We start from the raw sequence: 18,714 nt of genomic DNA, 5'->3' as shown, positions 1-18,714 counted from the left end.
GATGTCCATGGCACGGATCTCTCGTCGTGTTCGCCGCGATAAACGCGTAGCGGTGCCTTTCGTCGCCAGGCGGATCGGACCGACTCTGGAGGTGGCCCGATGAAGCGAGCAGCCGAGATCGCGGCCCAAGTGTTCACGGCACGGGACGCGATGCTGCGCGATACAGCTGAAGACATGCGAGTGGCTTTCTTGCTCTTCGACAGCGCCACCGAGACGCTGATGGTGCGTCGGGTGCAGTACCTCTCGAGCTACCTCCTGCGATCTGACTCGCCGTGGCACGTCCGACCGGATCAACAGGTAAGTCCGACCCTTGACGACCCCGATCAACGCGACCGCGAACAGGCACTCCGCGCTCCAAAGGACTACATCCACTGGTCCTTCTCGAGGACGCAGGTCGCCGGTATCGACCGCAACTTCGACGACAAGCTACGTTTCCTCGCGTGGAACGGCGACATCCCTCGAGAGTATGTGTCGATCGTCTCAAGGCTTCACGAGTATCGGAACGAGATGTACCACCGGGAGGAGTCAAGACCCGAGGCACTTCGGATCATCGTTCATCTTTACGCCTTTCTCGTTTGCGAGTTCCTTGAACATCTCTCGCCACAGACCTTCTCCTGGAGCACTGAGAGCACGAACCAGGAAGCGAGGATGTTCACGCGCATAGGGGTTGCGGTGCCTTCGAGCCGTGGGGTTATGAGAGGCCTGGAGCTGCAGGCGCAGATGGCCAACGCCCTGAGGAAAGATTTGGATCTGGCCGACGCCCCGGAACTCATTGCCGCCTACATCGCCGATCGCGTCAAGGGCATTCACGACAGTCTCGAGTTCATCGGTGATGTCGCGGGATCGGTCTATCGAGCCGAGTACTCGGAGATGGACACTGTTCGATTCGTCTGTGAGCCGACACCCGCCGGGCCAAGGTGCAAGACTCCGACTCGAGCAGACATTCGGCGATGGGATGAGTGGTCCGTCGGGGCAAGGAAGCTGTTGGATCCACTCTCCGCCTTCCGGTCACTGGCAGAGTTTGAGAAGCAGTTCGAGCCTTTCGAGCGGGCGGTCAGCGAAGTCGCGCTTCAAGCGGACTTGGAAGTGGATCGCCAGATTGAGGATGCCAAGGAGCGGCGCTTTGCCGAAGCCGACAGCGACTGATGTTTGACCCTCTATCGCCGCTCCAGTCAACGGAATAGCCCCCATCGAGTCGCGCGGTCTATCGTCCGGGTGGGCGAAATAGAGCGCGGAGCGGTGAGAGACTGACCTGCCATGGTCTCCCACTTGCTCGCAATTCTGCACAGCCTCCCGGTCGGGTCGGGACTGAGGACAACTCGTCGAGTGGAGATCGCGCAGCGCGCTTTGGAGTGCGACTCATCGTCCATCGTCAACATGTATCCCGCTGAACTGTCAGATTCGAATGCTCTCAACGGACAGGTGACCACAGACACCCTCGCTCGAGGGCGAGAACTCATTCAGCGCGAGTTGGATTCTGGCGCGATTTCGGATGTGCTCCTCGCCTATGGCGTCCAACTCCCGACGGGACCGATCAGGCGCGAGTACCGCGCGCAGGTCGACTGGGTATCCGCGGAACTGGAGCGTCGAAGACTCCGCGTGTGGTCCTTCGGCGGTAGACCAACGCATCCATCGCGATGGCATCGCCTCGTGAGCCGGGTGCACCCTGGCTCGTCAGTCGAGTCGCGCGCGGCCGAGTTCCTCCTGCCGCTGAGCAGCCGCGCGGAGTCCACCTCGACGTCGAACCCGATCGATACGATCGTGCTCAGCAGCGAAAGGGACTAAACGTGCGCCTCGAAGACATTGCCGCGCCGCATCGGTTGGCAGGGATCGTTCCTGGCCGTGCAGTTGAGGTACTCGCTGCGTGGATGCACGGCGCCAACGCAGTCGAGATCACCTACCGAGACGACACCGGTGCCCTCGGCCAGATGGTGCTTTACCGCGCCGACGAAGAGCGCATCGAACGACACCTTGACGCTGGTCGGCCCTTCGACGCCGACCCGCGCAACTTTCGACTGGCGGCTGAGGCTCAGCGCATCATGCTCGCTGGCCTCCATGACCCAATGCTCGCCGTTGCCACGAGCGACGTGCAGCCACTCCCGCATCAGATCCGGGCCGTGTACGGCGAACTCATCCCACGCACCCCGCTTCGGTTCCTGCTCGCGGACGACCCTGGTGCCGGCAAGACGATCATGGCCGGCCTCTACATCAAGGAGCTCATCCTTCGCGACGACGTGCGATCCTGTCTGATCGTCGCGCCCGGCGGTCTCGTCGAGCAGTGGCAGGACGAGCTTGCCCTCAAGTTTGGCCTCGAGTTCGACATCCTCGCCCCCGGTTCCGAAGACAGTGCGTCGGGGCGAACGATCTTCGAGCAGAAACCGCTTCTCATCGCGCGCATGGATCAGCTCGCGCGCAACGAAGTGCTCATCGACCAGCTTCAGCAATCGGAGTTTGATCTCATCGTCGTTGATGAGGCGCACCGGATGAGCGCGACCTGGTTCGGCGGCGAGCTGAAGGCCTCCAAGCGGTTCCAGCTCGGCGAGCTGCTCAGTGAGCGCACCCGGCACTTCTTGCTCATGACGGCAACACCACACAACGGCAAGGAAGAGGACTTCCAAACTTTCCTGTCGTTGCTCGATCGGGATCGGTTCGCCGGCCCTGGCGAGAAGCGCGCCCAATCGGGCACAGCTGACGGGCTTATGCGGCGGATGGTGAAAGAGCGCCTCGTGACATTCGAGGGGAGGCCCCTGTTCCCGGAGCGCATCGCGGAAACAGCCTCCTACCGTTTATCGCCCGCCGAGCAATACCTGTACGAGGAGGTCACTGAATACGTCCGCCATGGGATGAATCTCGCTGACCGACTCGACGGCAAGCGCAAGAACACCGTGGGCTTTGCGCTCACTGTTCTTCAGCGACGCCTAGCGTCTAGTCCCGAAGCCATCTTCCATTCGCTGCGACGACGCGCAGAGCGCCTGGACCGGGTCCGCACCGATCTGCTCAACGGGGTTCAGGACGCGACAAAGGAAGCGCCGGTTTCTCTTCTCGAAGACGATCCTGACATCGACGAGCTGGATGCCGCCGAGCTCGAGGAGGCCGAGGAGGAGCTCGTTGATGCGGCTACCGCAGCACGGACGGCTGCTGAGCTTCAGACAGAGATCCTGGATGTCCGGCGTCTCACGGAGATCGCGCGCGGCCTGTTGAACACTCAACAGGACGTCAAGTGGCGCGAACTTCGCGGAGTTCTCGACAGCGAGGTGCTCGCCGACCACCTGGGCAAGCCGCGCAAGATCATCATCTTCACCGAGCACCGCGACACGCTGAGCTACCTGGAGCGTCGCATCGTCCAGCTCATCGGGAAGAGCGACGCGGTAGTTGCTATCCACGGCGCAGTGCCTCGGTATGAGCGCCGACGGATCACCGCCGAGTTCACGTCCAACCCTGACGTCCAGATCCTGCTCGCCACAGACGCTGCCGGGGAGGGGCTCAACCTCCAGGCAGCGCACTTGATGGTGAATTACGACCTCCCGTGGAACCCCAACCGCATCGAGCAGCGTTTCGGTCGCATCCACCGCATCGGCCAGACTGAAGTCTGTCGGCTCTGGAACCTCGTCGCCGAAGATACGCGCGAAGGTGAAGTATTCATCCGTCTGCTCGACAAGATCGAAGAGCAACGCGCTGCGTACAAAGGCGAGATCTTCAACGTGCTCGGCACCTCGCTGGGCGACCTTCAGCTCTCTCGCGTGCTTCGGGATGCTATCCGGTACGGGGAGCAGCCGGCCGTGAAAGCTCGCATGTGGGAGGTGATCGACGAGGGTGTCTCTGCGGGGCTCCAGGAACTGCTCGACGATGAGGCTCTCGCCAACGAGGCACTTGCGCCCACGGACCTCGATGCCCTGCGAAGGCAGATGGAGGATGCCAAGGCCAAAAGGTTGCAGCCCCACTTCATCCGCGATGCGTTCATCGAGGCATTCGAGCGCCTTGGTGGGCGGATCGATCGCCGGGAACGTGGGCGCTTCGAGATCACTCACGTGCCGGCGAGCATCCGCGAGCGAGCCGGTCGCGCACCCATCGCCCGCAAGTACGAACGGGTGACATTCGACGTTGCCACGATCGACGTTCACGGGACTCCCCGGGCCGAGCTCCTTGCTCCCGGGCATCCCCTGCATGACGCGACGTTGTCGCTGATCGTCGAACAGTATGGCCCGACCCTGGATCGTGGGACCGTGCTCTCTTCGGAGAACGTCACCGAGCCGACGCTGCTCGTCGGCGTGCTCAACGAGGTCAAAGACTCGACGGGCACTTCGGTGAGCAAGCGCTTCGGTTACTCGTTTGTCGGCGCCGACGGCATCCCGCACGAAGCTGGTCCCGCGCCGTACCTCGACTACGCGCCGGCTGGCGATGCGCAACGGGAATCCGGTGCGGCACTGCCTTGGCTCACTGCACGCGAGAAGGACGCCGTCTCGTGGGTGATCGCGGAGCAGTTGCCCGGGTTCGCAGCCGACGTCACGAGCAGGCGCACTGCAGAGTACGAGCGCATACGGGAGCGAGTCAGCACTCGCCTCACCCGTGAGGTCAACCGCCTCTACACCGAAGCCCTGAAAACGGATGCGGATGCCGCGGCCGGCCGGAAGGTGCGCTACTCCAGCGAGACTCTCCGTCGCCGCGCGGAAGATCTCGAAGAACGTCGCGCGTCCCGGCTTGCGCTCATCGACCGCCAACTCGCAATGTCACCGGTCTCCCCACGCATAACTGCGGTCGCGCTTGTCATGCCGGGCATCAGTGCGGCTGTACCGGGCCATCCCAGCGTCGACCCCGATGCGCGACGCGCCGTCGAGCGCCGCGGCGTCGATGCCGTGCTCGCCCTCGAGCGCGGACTTGGTCGCACGCCGATCGAGCAGGCACAGAACAACCCCGGCTTCGACGTGCTCTCCCACTCTCCGAGCGGTCCTGGTATCCGCATTGAAGTCAAGGCTCGCGTCGAGGGCGCCGACACGTTCACGATCACGCGCACGGAAGTGCTGACAGCGCTGAATGCAGCGCCGGACCACAGGCTCGCCCTCGTCCGCGTGAGTCCGCTCGGCCCAGTACACGATCAGGTGAGGTACATCGGGAACGCTTTCGAGGGCGTGGAGCCTTCATGGCTTACCGACTTCGACGTCGTATCGCAGAACCTAGCCTGGAATGACTGGTGGGCGCGCGGCGACAGCCCGTTCTAGTTCGGGTTCACCGCCAATCTGAAAGACTCGGGTCGTGCCGAGAGAAGGACGTCAACGCAAGGCCTGGGTTGTCACTGCGCTTCACCACGACCTCCCGCAGAACGCCAGGCTCTCGACGGCGGCTGTGGGGGATGTCATTGCGCTTCTTCCCAGCCGAAGCTCGAAACACACGGTTGAAGGCGCGCTCAAGGCGCTGCTCCAGTTCTTCGATGGATCGGATGCGGCCGATATGGCCGCGTACCTCAGGCTGGGCAAGACCGGCCGTGTCGTCGAGTGGGACGCGGACGAGAAGATCGCCCGTATCGCACACAACCCGCAGGTGTGCGCGTTCAAGGCAGAAGTGACTGTCGACCTATCGCAGAAGGCGCTAGATGAGCACGACGGGCACGGAGTCGTGTCAGATCACCACATTCAGTGGACCACACGTCGTGAACGCATGGATCGGATCAAGGCCGAAACGGTCGCGGGAACGTATCGCTGGCAAGGAACCATCACCGGGCGCGAGGACTGACGCCCGGCGCCGGTCAACGTCGGCGAGCTCGATATGCTGAGAGATCAGCGGCCGACGAAGGCCGCTGTCCTATGTCTCTGGACGGAAGAAGGTCCCCGTGGCGCCAAGGCGCAAGCTGATCGAGGTCTCTCTGCCACTCGAGGAGATCAACGCGCAGTCGGCGCGTGAGAAGAGCATCCGGCACGGGCACCCGAGCACTCTGCACCTGTGGTGGGCGCGCCGCCCGCTCGCAACGGCGCGGGCGGTTCTGTTTGCGCAACTCGTCGACGACCCAAGTAACTTCGTGGAGGACTACAGGGCTGAGGCAGCTTCGGGAGGCTTCGAAGATCCTGATGCCTGGGCCGAGCACCGCGTCCAGCAGGAGCGGCAACGCCTCTTCGGGCTCATTATCCGGATGGTCGACTGGGACAACATCAATGATGAGGATCTGTTCGACGAGGTCCGCGCCGAGATCATGCGGTCAACCAACAATGATCCGCCCGCAATACTCGACCCTTTTGCTGGCGGTGGAACGATCCCGCTCGAAGCACAACGCCTTGGACTTGAAGCCCACGCGAGCGACCTTAACCCAGTTGCTGTTCTAATCAACAAGGCGCTCATCGAGATCCCGCCCAAGTTCGCCGGCCGCGAGCCAGTTTTTCCTCGTGCGGCTGGGCAGAGGAACGCATGGCCCAAGGCGACCGGGCTTGCGGAGGATGTGCGCCAGTACGGCAGATGGATCCGTGAAGAGGCCGAAAGACGCGTGGGACACGTCTATCCGCAGGCGACATTGACGAATGGTGCCAAGTCGACAGCAATCGCCTGGATATGGGCGCGGACTGTTTCTTGCCCCAATCCCGCTTGTGGGATCGAGATGCCGTTGGTGCGGTCGTGGTGGCTCGGCAAGAAGAAGGGGAAAGAGGCTTACATCGTGCCCCGCGTAATCGACGGGCGCGTTGACTACTCGATCGGTCACGACCCGGTCGGTGGGCCACTGGGCGCACAGCAGGGCACAGTGAGTCGCACTGGAGCGATCTGCATCGGGTGCGCTTCGCCCGTCGATCTCGCTTATATCCGACTAGAGGGCCGAGCTAAGCGGATAGGTGAGCGGCTTGTTGCTGTGGTCACCGAGGGTAATCGGGCACGTGTTTATCTCCCGCCCGACGACGAACAAGTTCGTGCAGCCAAGACTGAGCGGCCGAGTGATGCGCCTCCTGGCGAAATCCCCGACCAGGCACTCGGCTTCCGAGTGCAGCTTTACGGCATGAAGTCGTACGCAGACCTATTTACCGATCGACAGCTCAACGTGCTGACCACGTTTTGCGATCTTGTCATCGAAGCTCGCGAGCGTGTGCTAGCAGATGCTCTCGAATCCGGCTACGCCGGCGGATCGCGATTGGAGGATGGCGGCGAGGGCGCAGCTGCCTATGCGGACGCGGTCGCCACATATCTGGGATTCGCGGTAAGCAGGATGACGGACTATCAGTCCTCATTTGCTACGTGGTCAAATCATCCAAAGAATGAGGTAGTCGTACACGTCTTCGGCAGGCAAGCCATTCCGATGGTGTGGGACTTCGCCGAGGCAAACCCCCTCACCGCGGGCAACGGGTCGTTCGAGATCATGGTGCAAGCGGTCTCTCGGTCGCTTGAGCGACTCCCCGCGGCGAACGCCGGCACGGCGGTGCAGGCCGATGCTCAGCGCGCGTCGAGTACTTTGGCGTTGATCTCGACTGATCCGCCCTACTACGACAACATTGGCTACTCAGACCTCTCGGACTACTTCTATATCTGGCTCAGACGAGCCCTCCGGGACGTCCACCCCACGACCCTCAGCACGATTCTGGTTCCGAAAGCTGAGGAACTCGTTGCAAACCCCTTCCGTCATGGCGGCAAAGACGGTGCGCGGGATTTCTTTGAGGACGGCTTCGAAGCGGTGTTCGCGGGAGCGCGTCGCACAGCATCGACGGCCTACCCGATCACGGTCTACTACGCCTTCAAGCAGTCTGAATCGGACGAGAGCGGGACCGCCTCGACGGGGTGGGAGACCATCCTCGGCTCGATGGTCCGGTCTGGCTGGACGGTGACAGCGACGTGGCCCGTTCGGTCTGAATTCTCGGGTCGGATGGTCGGCAACGGTACGAACGCGTTAGCCTCCTCCGTCGTACTCGCGCTGCGTCCGCGCCCTGAAGACGCCCCTGTCACCGATCGACGCGGTTTCATAGCAGCCATGCGACGCGAGTTGGGGCGCGCGCTCCGCGAGTTGCAGCAAGGTGGCATTGCACCGGTCGATCTGCCGCAATCAGCAATTGGGCCGGGGATGGGCGTGTTCTCCCGGTACGCGAAGGTCATCGAGTCCGACGGTTCCGAAATGACCGTGCGCTCAGCACTTGCCCGTATCAATGAAGTCTTGGACGAACTGCTTACCGAACAGGAAGGCGACTTCGACCCAACTAGTCGCTTTGCGATTGCCTGGTATCGGGGTCATGGATACGACGCCGGTGCGTTCGGCGACGCTGAGAATCTCGCCCGCGCCCGCGCTACCGTTGTGGCGACACTAGAGCGTGATGGGATCCTCACCGCCCGAGCCGGTAAGGTGCAGCTTCACCGGCCGGCGGCACTTCCAGCAGCGTATGACGTCCTCGCCGACCAGCACACGAGCGCCTGGGAGGCCCTGCATCATGCGATCCGTATCCAAGAGTCCGAGGGCATCCCGGCGGCGGGAGTATTCCTGCATAATGCTTCCCAGCGGTCGGACGGAGCCGTTGACCTTGATCTCGTGAAAGAGCTCGCCTATCTGCTGTTCCAGGTGGCCGAGAAGAACGGGTGGACAAAGGACGCTATTTCGTTCAACGGCGTGGCTACGTCATGGTTTGAACTAGTCGAGGCTGGGCGAGTAGTCGAGTCCGTGAGCCCAGCAACCACCCTCGACTTCGGTTCACTCGACGACTGATCCATTTCAGCGATTAACATGTACGCGGCGCATCAAAAGCCCCGAACATCTCGAGCCCGACGATAACCTTTAGCCTCTGGAGGAGCTTCCATGGCGACGTCCAATCGTGACCGCATCGGCAGGATGTTTGAGATCGTCGCGGAAGCGCTCGACTCCTTCATCAGCGACACGCTGCGTCCCGAGATTGGCGAGAAGGATTGGACGTTCCTCATCGCCGCGGTCGATGGCGACAAGGGCATCACGGGCAAAGAGTACAGCCGCGATGATCCGCAGGTGCAGATTCGCCTGCTGACTGAGAACGTCACAGCTCGTTACAAGGCGAACTGGCGGCCGTTCCGCGGAGTCTTCACTCGCGCTGACGAGGCCTACGCCACCCTGCTCAAGGACGTACGGAACGACTGGGCGCACATGAAGTCGTTTGACGATGACACTGCCCTTCGCGCACTCGATCAAGCCAAACAACTGCTGACGGCAATTGGACAGGGATACGCCGCCGACAAGCTCGATGCCATCCGCCTCGACTTGCGCCGCATCGCGACGGGCAAGCAAGACCAGAAGTCTCTCAAGTCGTCGACCGTGACTCCCGGCGCATTTGGCCTCGCACCGTGGCGACAGGTACTCAAACCCCGTGATGAGGTCGCAACCGGCAACTTCCATGCTTCCGAGTTCGCTGCAGATCTCTTCAAGGTGGCCCGCAACGACACCAGCACCGCTGGCGAATACGCGGATCCCGCTCAGTTTTTCGCGCGGACCTATCTCACCGAGGGTCTACGCGATCTGATCGGCCGCGCGGTGCGACGGCTGTCGGGCGATCAGAATGCGTCACCGGTCGTCAACCTGCAGACCAACTTCGGCGGCGGCAAAACCCACTCGATGCTCGCGCTCTGGCATCTTGCAGGGGGCCTCCCCCTGGGTCAGTTTCCTCAAGAAGCGCAGGAACTGCTGACATCTGCCGGCTATCCCGTGGAGGGAATCACGGCGCCACGCGTCGCGCTCGTCGGCAACCACTTCGCACCGCAGGGCGAAGACCGCGGAGGTATCCGCATCAACACGATGTGGGGCGAGCTGGCTTGGCAACTCGGTGGGGCTGACGGCTACGACATGGTGCGTGAGCACGATGAAGCGCGCACGAACCCGGGTGGAGTGCTCCACGACCTGTTGGCGAAATACTCGCCTGCGGTCATCCTGGTCGATGAGTGGGTGGCGTACGCCCGACAGCTTTACGGTCGCGACGACCTCGCGGGCGGCACGTTCGACACCCAGTTCACCTTCGCGCAGTCGCTCACGGAGGCCGTGAAGTCGACTCCCGGTGTTTTGCTCGCGATCTCGATCCCGGCATCGCACGACGGTGACGACTCCAAAGGCTACGTCGTCGGCCACAACGAAGAGGTTGGCGGCTCAAACGGACAGGAAGCTCTCAAACGCCTGCAGAACGTTGTTCGTCGAGTCGCCGATCAGTGGCGGCCGGCGTCGCCGGACGAGGCATACCGCATCGTCAAACAGCGCCTCTTCGAGGCCGAGGATGCGCCGTCACTTGCGCAGATCGGCGCGACAGCGAGGGCTTTCAGCGACTTCTATCAGGCCCACGCGGGCGAGTTTCCCAAGGAGGCTCGAGACCCGCAGTACGCGCACCGGCTTCAGCAGACCTATCCGCTGCACCCGGAGCTTTTCGACCGCCTTTACGAGGACTGGTCCTCTTTAGAGCGCTTCCAGCGCACCCGCGGCGTCCTGCGCTTGATGAACGAGGTTATTCACGCCCTGTGGGTAGGTGACGATCAGGCGCCGTTGATCCTCCCCGCATCGATCCCTCTCGCCGTTGCACGTGTCAATTCCGAGCTGACCCAGTATCTGCCGGACTCGTGGAAGGCCGTCATCGATGCCGATGTCGACGGAACTAACTCCGAGCCCGCGAGGATCGACAGCGAGAAGCCCGTGCTCGGGCAGCGGTCTATCACCAAGCGCCTCGCGCGCACGGTCTTCTTCGGGGCAGCGCCCACGATCGGCACAGCTCACAAGGGCATCGACACTCAACGCGTCTTCCTCGGCACGGCCGTGCCGGGTGACATCGTCGGCAACTTCCACTCCGCGTTGACGCAGCTGGGTGATCGCGCGACGTACTTCTACTCGTCTGGCGGCAAGTACTGGTACGACACCGAGGCGAACATCAGCCGGCGGGCGAAGGACGCCGCCGAGTCCTTGCATCAAGAGGACGTATGGGCCGAGATCGTGCGGCGCCTACGGACCGAGGAGCGGGGGCGATCGGAGTTCGCTGGTGTGCACGTCGGTCCGTCAGACTCCGGCGACATCCCCGACACCGACCAGACTCGCCTCGTCGTGCTGCACCCGCGTTATGCGCAGAAGCGAAAGCAGCAGGACTCGCCTGCGCTTGAGTTCGCTCACCAGGCAACCGAGCGGCGCGGCACGGCCAACCGCTCCAACCGCAACATGCTCGTCTTCCTCGCTCCCGACGAGGATCGTTTGGCCGAGCTCGACCAAGCGACTCGCTCTTTCCTCGCGTGGAAGGAGATAGTCGACAAGGCGAACGACCTGAACCTCACCCCACAGCAACTGGCCCAGGCATCCGAAAAGCGTGACCAGTTTGGCCGCACGGTTGATGACCGGCTGGCCCTGACCTACCAATGGGTGTTGAACCCCGTGGCGCCAGATCCCAGTTCACCGTTCGAACTCGAGGAAATCAAAGCGGAGGGGCAGGCGGCATCCCTCGCCGACCGCGTGGCAAAGAAGCTCGGTAGTGCGGGCGCATACAGCACGCAGCATGCCGCGCGAGCGATCCGATTGGCCCTTGAAACCAAGGTGCCCGCGGCGTGGGAGAGCGGTCACGTCACAGTCGGCGCGCTGTGGCATCTGTACGCCCAGTACCCCTACATGCCCCGGCTCCGCGGCCGTGAGGCGCTGATCGGCGCCATCGACAACCAACCGTTGCTGTGGCAGAGTGAAGGCTTCGCGCTGGCAGATTCGTTTGACGCGGCCACTGGGCGATATGCGGGCCTGTGGCTTCCTGGCGAGACCGGCCGTGGGGCGATCACTGATGCCACACTGATCGTGAAGCCGGAAGTTGCGGAAAAGCAACGGCGCGCGGACGTCGTCGTGCCTGCGGATCCGACAATCGTCGTTGACCCGACCAACGTTCCCGGCCCGCCATCACTGCCGGGGGACGATGTCAACCCACCGGTAGCTCCGGTGCCGAAGAAGGCTTCCGCGACGCGCTACGTGGGAAGCGTCCGCATCAACGCAGAACGTTACTCCGGCGACTTCGCGAAGATTGCTGCAGAGGTTCTCGCCAATCTCGCGGCCTCGGGTGCGGAACTAAGAATCTCACTGTCGATCGACGCGATGAAGGCCGACGGATTCACCGAGCAGCAGCTGCGAACAATTCGAGAGAACGCATCGACGCTGAAGTTCACGACCAACGAGTTCGAAACGGAGTAGGTGGCTTGGCGGACGACCATTCGCGGGCCGCAAGGTTCCTTGACTCGTTCCATCGCGTCGAGAGTCTGCTCGCGGCCCGGATGAGCAACGAGACGCAGCGCCTGACGTTCTACGAACTCGTGCGGAGGTCGAAAGACCTTACGGACCAGCAGAAGAATCGCCTGCGCGACGTCGGCGATCTCCGAAACGCCATCGTCCATGCGCCGGGAGGCTGGGGGCAGAATCCCATCGCCGATCCGCGCGAGGACATTGTGAGTTGGCTCGAGACACAGGCCGAGTTGATCGAAAGACCCCCGCTCGTGCTTACGACACTCAAACTCCAGCCCCCGCGAGTGCTGGATTCTAACGCCGACCTCATCGTCTTCCTCGATGAAGTTCGAGATCATGACTTCTCTCAGAGCCCGGTCCGCCTGCCGAACGGCGATCTTGGACTCATCACCACCAACGCGGTCACGCGCTGGATCGCCAGCGGGTATGACGAAGGTGTTGGGGTAGCCCTTGATCAGGCGGAGATTGCGGATGTTCTGACATTCGTCGAAGCCGAGGACCAACTGGTCGTCAAGCCAAGAAATCTTCGAGTGGTCGAAGCCGTCCGTCTCTTTGCGGGGGCGCTGAAGGGATCAATCCCGGCTGCCATTGTCCTTACCGAAGATGGGAAACCGGAGCATAAGCCCATCGGAATCTGCGCGCGGGCAGACGTCGCCGAGCTCTTACAGGCGCTCGGCGTCTGAGGTAGACGCGCGGCCACGTAATCAGGCTGGTTGGCTCGTGCGGCTCGGGCCCGAGAAAAGGCGTCGGCGCTCCTCATCGACAACCTCCCGAACAAGCTCAGCCTCTGACACGTCCAGTGCCTCGGGGGCCGTGTCTGCAATCTCACTGATCGCCGCAAAGTCAGCAAAGAGCTCCCGCTTCTTGGCGAGAATCTGTGTGACGCGCACATCTGCGCCCTCCTCAGAGAGCAGGCGATGGACCTGGACGGACTGAAGCTGCCCCATTCGGCGCGCACGCGCGATCGCCTGCCATTCCGTCGTGGGCTTGAGCTGAGGCTCGCAGATCACCACCACCGACGCAGCCTGGATATTTAGGCCGACGCCGCCGGCAACGATCTGCGAGACGAGCACAGCTCCATGCCCTGCGGCAGAGAAGGCGTCGACCAGCTCCTGGCGCCGGGCTGCCGGGACTGATCCCGTCAACGGTCCGAACACTTGTCCGGGAAGTGCCGCATGCACCTCTCGGAGCACCTCGAGAAAGTGTGAGAACACGATCACGCGTCGCCCGTTGTCCTCGGCTTCTTGAACGATTTCCACGAGACGCCCCATCTTCTCCGACCGGGGCCCCTGCAGCATGGCGGCCTGACGCATGGCCTGGAAGTTGCCTGCGTAGACAGCATCCCGATACGCCGCGTGATCAGCAGGAGACATCGGGAGCCACTCATCGACCTCGACGAGCTCGGGGAGCTCGGAAAGCACATCCTCTTGGTTGCGCCTCAAGTACGCCGGTGCCACCTGCTGCCGGAAGAGCCGCGGGCGCAGGTCCGTCGCGTCGACGATGAGGTCGGGCCGGACATAACCCACCAGGTTCCGGAACTCTTCGACACGATTCTCGAGCGGTGTTCCGGTCAGGAGAATTGCTCGGTCGGCGCGGTCGATGATGCGAGCCGAGCGCTGAGAACGCTGAGCGGCCGGGTTCTTTATGTAATGAGCCTCATCGAGCACAACGCATGCGAGCTCGTCAAGATCACCGATGGCAGGCGTCAGCCATCCAAGCGTCTCGTATGTAGTGACCGCAACGCCGCCCTGACGCGTCCACGAGCGAAGTGCGGCATCGCGACCCGGTCCATGGAGTCTGTGTGCCCTCAGGGCTGACTTTGATTGGATTTCGCGAGTCCAGTTCGTCACTACCGCCGCGGGACACACGACGAGAGCGTGCTGCGAGCCCTTCGCGCGGAGATGTGTGAGAACAGCGAGGGCTTCGATGGTCTTGCCGAGCCCCATCTCATCGCCGATGATGACCTTGCGCTGCACAAGGGCGAATCGCGCCCCGAAGCTCTGATATCCGCGCAATGAAGCGGTGAGGTGCTCAGTGTCGAGCTCGAAACGACGAACGGCTTCTATGACTTCCTCGGGAAGCCCACCTTCGACGGCCGCGTCATCCTCCGTGAGGAATCCGAGCTCCTGGAGCATCGCAAAGTAGTCCGCCGGGCGACTCATGAAGTCCTGCCACGGGTCGGCTGGCGCCGGGCTGCGCTCGGCAGCACCCACGAGCGCGGCACGACTATCGACGGCTTTCACGGCTTCGACAAAGTCGTCGTGCGTCGCGTCGGCCGCGATCACGAGGATGTCGGACGCGTCGCGACCAATCCTGTTCGCGAATGGTGCGAGTGCCTCGACGCGGGCTAGATCGGTAGTGGCGTTCCGCGTCTTGCGAGTCGCGTCCCAGCTGCCGAGGGCGTGCAGAAGCTCCGACGTCTGTGGCGTGGGCTTGGCGATGTCGACCCGGACGGGCATCTCCTCATAGGTAGCCTGCCAAATTGTTTGAGCGGCTCCCCGGATGCGGCTCGCGGTCGTCGCTCCAATCCCCGGGAGGTGCTGAAGACGATCTCCGTACGCGAACACATCCTGCACCGTGCGGAACCCAGCCTCCGTCAGAGGTGCGGTACGGATACGCTCGCGAGTCGCATCCTTCAGCCTGTCGATCGCCATCTCCGCGACGAGGCGCTGCGCTTCGCTACGGCGGACCTCCACGCCAGCGTCCACCGCCCGCTTTCGGTGCGCAGCCTCCTGAGCGAGGGCTCGCTGGATCGTGTGCACGGACCGTGGCAGCGCCGCCACCACGGACGGACTCATGAGGCAAGGAGATCCGAGGTCGGCGAGTCGCCCGGCGAGTCCGACACGCGGATCGAGAGCTGCATTCGCTGGTACATCAGGAGTTCGTCGAGCCCTGTCGTCCACGCGGGAGAGGAAGGCCGCCAAGGAAGTACTGGAACCCCACGTATGGAACTGGAGTAGAAATTGACCGGCCTTCTCAGCTTCCTGCTTGGTGTCTGCATTGCTGAACATGCGCCGCAGTCCCCTGATTGCTTTCGCCTCCGCGAGCCCCTTGGCGACGTCTCCGGTGAGGCGACGTAGCCAATCCGACTCAACGCTCGTCATCGGAGCAAGCCCTGCATGTTGGGCAATACTCGCGAGCCGACGCCCGTCGGAGGGACGCAGAGGAAGTGCGTGCCAGTGGACGCGGCCTCGAATCGCGATGCTCTGTAGATCGGCACGGAATGACGCGACTGCGGCCTCGGCGGCCTCGGCAGATCGGGCTCGATGATCGAGGATCGCTTGCGCTTGCGTAGCCCAACTGGAGAGCTCGGCACTCACGCTACGCAGTCGCTGCAGCTCGTCGCGGTTCACGTGAGCAACACTTCCATATCGCGACTTGCCGACGTGCTGCAGCTCGGCGACCACGTCCAGGCAAGATCGCCACGACGTTAGCCCCTCTCGGATCTCGCGGCTCAAGGGCTCGAGGACGAAACAGTACGGCGGATGGAGCACCCACGGCGCGGAGCGAGTTCAACCAAGAAGGGCTCAAAAGGAAACAGCAATGCACGCAGGCACCCAGGGTGAGCAACACCCTTTAGCCGCACTCCCCTACACCTACCTGCACACCAGGAAAATCCCTGGATAACCGGCAAAACGCAGCCTATCCTAGCCGCATGCGCGGCGGCCTCGAGCGATGGAAGCGAGGTGTCGAATCCAGAGGGGTTCGACAGGCGATTGGCTACGCGCTCGAGGGCACCTGCGATGCTCACCTGCAGCACTCCCCCGGTGTTGACGCGCTCGAAGCGTACAGTGACGCACCCGATTCGACCGTCCCACGATTCATCGTGGCGAACGGCGTCATCACCTCCGACGAGCTCACCGCCGGCGGCCTTCGTGTCTGGCTCACCGGGCACGACCCGGTCACCGGGGAAGAGCGCGGCCATCAGCGGCTGAGCCCCGACGCCGACCTGCTGCTCGACGGGACTCTCAACCACCCGAAGTCGTACAGCATCGCCGCGCTGCTGCATCCTGAGCTCGCCGCCGAGTTCGAAGCGCTCCAGGACCGGCTACGTGAACGCATCCTGCTGACGTGGCAGACGGAGCTCAACGCGCGGCGCGGACACGGAGGGCTCATCCGCGAGGAGATCACCCGCATCGAGGTCGTCGAGCTGCAGCATCGGCGCTCGCGCGCGCTCGACCCGCACATCCACCGTCACCTCTGGCTGAACATCAAGGTGCTCGGCGCGGACGACAAGTGGTCGAACCTCGACTCGCGCGTCGCGATGAAACTGCACACCGTCGTCAACGCCGAGGGCGAGCTCGCCGCTCGCACCGATCCCGCCTGGATCGCCGCGCTCGCCTGCCACGGCTACAGGCTCGACGACACTGGGGAGATCGCCGAACTCGCCGGCGCTGTCCGACCCGTCTCGCGTCGGTCGGCGCAAATCGATAGCAACCGCGCGCGCCTGATCGCGGAGTGGTCAGCGGCGCACGGAGGATCTGCGCCGAGCGTGGAGGTGCTGCAGCAGATCGATCGGCGCGCGTGGGCGGTGTCCCGTCCGAACAAGCCGGCCGATCTTGATGAGGCGTCGTGGGAGGCGCGCGTCCGCGACGAGCTCGCAGCGATCGATCCGAGTCTGACGACCCCACGCGCACCCATTCCAATTGCTGCGACAGACCTGCATGTCGTCGACCTGGATCTGCTCGCTGCACAGGCGGTCGTCGACGCGGACGAACGGTCCACATCCTGCGGCGGAAGGTTCAGCGTCTTCGACATCCGCGCGGGCGCAATACGCGCGCTCTCGCGCACGGGCGTCGTTGCGGAGCTCGACCGGCTCGATGGCCCGATCGCGGAGATCACGGAGCGTGCCATGCGTTCCGTCTATCGGCTCGTTGCGGATGATCCGCCGGCGCACGTGAAGGCGTTCATGGCGACCGAAACCGTACGCGCCAAGGTGCGTCTCGCCGGCCGCTTGGACGCGCTCGCCCAACCGGGGCGCTCCCTGCTGCCGGGCGAGTTGCACCGGTTCGCACCGGACGAGGATCTGTCGGCACTGGGCGCGTCGCAAAGCGTTGCCGCGTGCGCCATCGCCGGCACGGACGGGCTCGTGACGGTGACCGGCCCCGCCGGCACGGGCAAGACGACGATGCTGCGCGCTGCATTTGCGGCGCTCACGTCGCAACGGCGGCGGATGGTCGTTGTTGCTCCCACGCGAAAGGCAGCATCGGTGGCGTCTCGCGAGGTCGGGGCCGCGGCATCCAGCATTCATGCCCTGCTCTCGGATCACGGCTACCGATGGGGTAGCGACAAGGCCGGCGCGAAGGTGTGGACCAGGCTTCGAGTGGGAGAAGTCGATCCCAGCACGGGCGCCGAATACGGCGGACCGACGAAATACGTGTTGCGTTCTCGCGATCGGATCGTCGTCGACGAAGCCGGCATGGTCGACCTGCAGACGGCGAGCGTCCTCGTCGAGCTCGCGATCGAGCGAGGTGTCGGGCTGGCTTTCGTGGGTGACACGCATCAGGCGTTGCCGGTCGGACATGCGGGCGCGATGGGTTCTGCGATCCGGCACGCGAACGCTGCGGTCGAGCTCGACACGGTGCACCGGTTCCGCGATCGCGACTACGCGGCGCTCACGCTGCGGCTCAGGGACGCGGGTGATCGCGAGCGTGCGGTGGTGGTCGCGGGCGAGCTTGCCGAACACGGTCACGTAGACCGGGTCGAACATCACGACGCGGCGCGTGAGCGGATGATCGACGCGTACTTCGAGTGGCACGCGCGCGGCAAGCGGGTGACGCTGGTCTCCGGCACGAATGCTGAGGCGGATGCGATCAACGACGCCATCCAGCAGCGGCGAGTCGATCATGGCGAGCTTGACGTCCGCGTCGTCGCGTGGGGAATGGGGCAGCAGCGGATCCTCGTCGGCGACACCGTCCAGACCCGTCGCAACGACCGGCTCACGGGAGTCGAGAATCGCGCGCAGTGGATCGTGCGCGGCATCCGCGACGAGTACCTGTCTCTTGTCTCTGTGAGCGACAGCGGCGAGGTGGCACGTGTATCCACGGAGTACGCGCGCGAGCACCTGCAGCTCGCCTACACGTCCACCGTGCATGGCGTCCAGGGCGACACCGCCGATGCGTCGGTGGTCGGGCCGGATGTTGATGCGGCAGGACTCTACGTCGGGCTCACGCGCGGGCGGCTGCACAACGTCGCGATCGTCGTGGCGCGGACGGATGCCGCGGCCCGCGAGTGCCTCGTCGAGTCGATGCAGCGCGGCACTCCAGAGTTGACGATCCAGGATGCCGTTCGCGCGGCCCAGGCCGAGGTGCGGCGTGCGGCGAGGAACCGGGAGGCGGCGACGGCTACGGGGCCGGTGGTTGGCGTGCCGAGTGCGGGGCGCGGGATCGGGATGTAGAGGCGCTCGATTGCCAGGCGCTCAACGAAAACTTGCTGGAGCGGGACTATCGGGCGCGATCACCGCGGGTCTCAGCCTCGCTCGCAGAACCTCCTCGGTTGTTGGCACGGAAGTCCGACTCCGCGCATCCGGAAGCACTCAGAGAACCCGCAAACGAAGCGTT

8 protein-coding genes are annotated in these 18,714 nt (G+C 63.7%); 7 read left to right on the top strand and 1 reads right to left on the bottom strand.

The features are described from left to right. The first annotated feature begins 99 nt into the window (after window positions 1–99). From NCG93_RS19910 to NCG93_RS19885, 6 genes are all read left to right on the top strand, one after another. Window positions 100–1,146: a hypothetical protein gene (locus NCG93_RS19910; RefSeq protein WP_194413440.1), complete on the top strand. Its 1,047-nt coding sequence runs from the start codon at window positions 100–102 to the stop codon at window positions 1,144–1,146. A 641-nt stretch (window positions 1,147–1,787) separates the two neighbouring features. Continuing rightward, complete coding sequence (locus tag NCG93_RS19905) at window positions 1,788–5,216, top strand: helicase-related protein (RefSeq protein WP_194413439.1); 3,429 nt, start codon at window positions 1,788–1,790, stop codon at window positions 5,214–5,216. A gap of 34 nt (window positions 5,217–5,250) precedes the next feature. Next, window positions 5,251–5,727, top strand: a complete 477-nt coding sequence (locus NCG93_RS19900) for a hypothetical protein (protein WP_194413438.1) — start codon at window positions 5,251–5,253, stop codon at window positions 5,725–5,727. Between the two features lie 97 nt (window positions 5,728–5,824). Further along, a complete protein-coding gene (locus NCG93_RS19895) occupies window positions 5,825–8,656 on the top strand; it encodes a DUF1156 domain-containing protein (protein WP_194413437.1) in 2,832 nt (943 codons plus the stop codon). Window positions 8,657–8,746: 90 nt separating this feature from the next. Further along, the gene (locus NCG93_RS19890; protein ID WP_194413436.1) at window positions 8,747–12,106 is read left to right on the top strand and encodes a Swt1 family HEPN domain-containing protein; all 3,360 of its coding nucleotides are present in this window, start codon (window positions 8,747–8,749) and stop codon (window positions 12,104–12,106) included. Between the two features lie 80 nt (window positions 12,107–12,186). Beyond that, window positions 12,187–12,837: a hypothetical protein gene (locus tag NCG93_RS19885; RefSeq protein ID WP_194413435.1), complete on the top strand. Its 651-nt coding sequence runs from the start codon at window positions 12,187–12,189 to the stop codon at window positions 12,835–12,837. A 21-nt stretch (window positions 12,838–12,858) separates the two neighbouring features. Here NCG93_RS19885 and NCG93_RS19880 read toward each other — a convergent pair whose 3' ends face one another. After that, the gene (locus NCG93_RS19880) at window positions 12,859–15,561 is read right to left on the bottom strand and encodes a DEAD/DEAH box helicase (protein WP_252787620.1); all 2,703 of its coding nucleotides are present in this window, start codon (window positions 15,559–15,561) and stop codon (window positions 12,859–12,861) included. Between the two features lie 248 nt (window positions 15,562–15,809). Here NCG93_RS19880 and NCG93_RS19875 point away from each other — a divergent pair, with 248 nt between their 5' ends. Beyond that, a complete protein-coding gene (locus NCG93_RS19875; protein WP_194413434.1) occupies window positions 15,810–18,551 on the top strand; it encodes an AAA family ATPase in 2,742 nt (913 codons plus the stop codon). Window positions 18,552–18,714: the final 163 nt, after the last annotated feature.

The organism is Microbacterium yannicii (assembly GCF_024055635.1).
GTDB classification, from domain to species: domain Bacteria; phylum Actinomycetota; class Actinomycetes; order Actinomycetales; family Microbacteriaceae; genus Microbacterium; species Microbacterium yannicii.
This window is presented reverse-complemented; position numbering and strand designations above follow the sequence as displayed.

Excerpts from the sequence above, each read along its gene's own strand:
- NCG93_RS19910 (WP_194413440.1), top strand. The coding sequence starts at position 100 with ATGAAGCGAGCAGCCGAGATCGCGGCCCAAGTGTTCACGGCACGGGAC.
- NCG93_RS19890 (WP_194413436.1), top strand. The coding sequence starts at position 8,747 with ATGGCGACGTCCAATCGTGACCGCATCGGCAGGATGTTTGAGATCGTC.
- NCG93_RS19885 (WP_194413435.1), top strand. The coding sequence starts at position 12,187 with ATGAGCAACGAGACGCAGCGCCTGACGTTCTACGAACTCGTGCGGAGG.
- NCG93_RS19875 (WP_194413434.1), top strand. The coding sequence starts at position 15,810 with ATGCGCGGCGGCCTCGAGCGATGGAAGCGAGGTGTCGAATCCAGAGGG.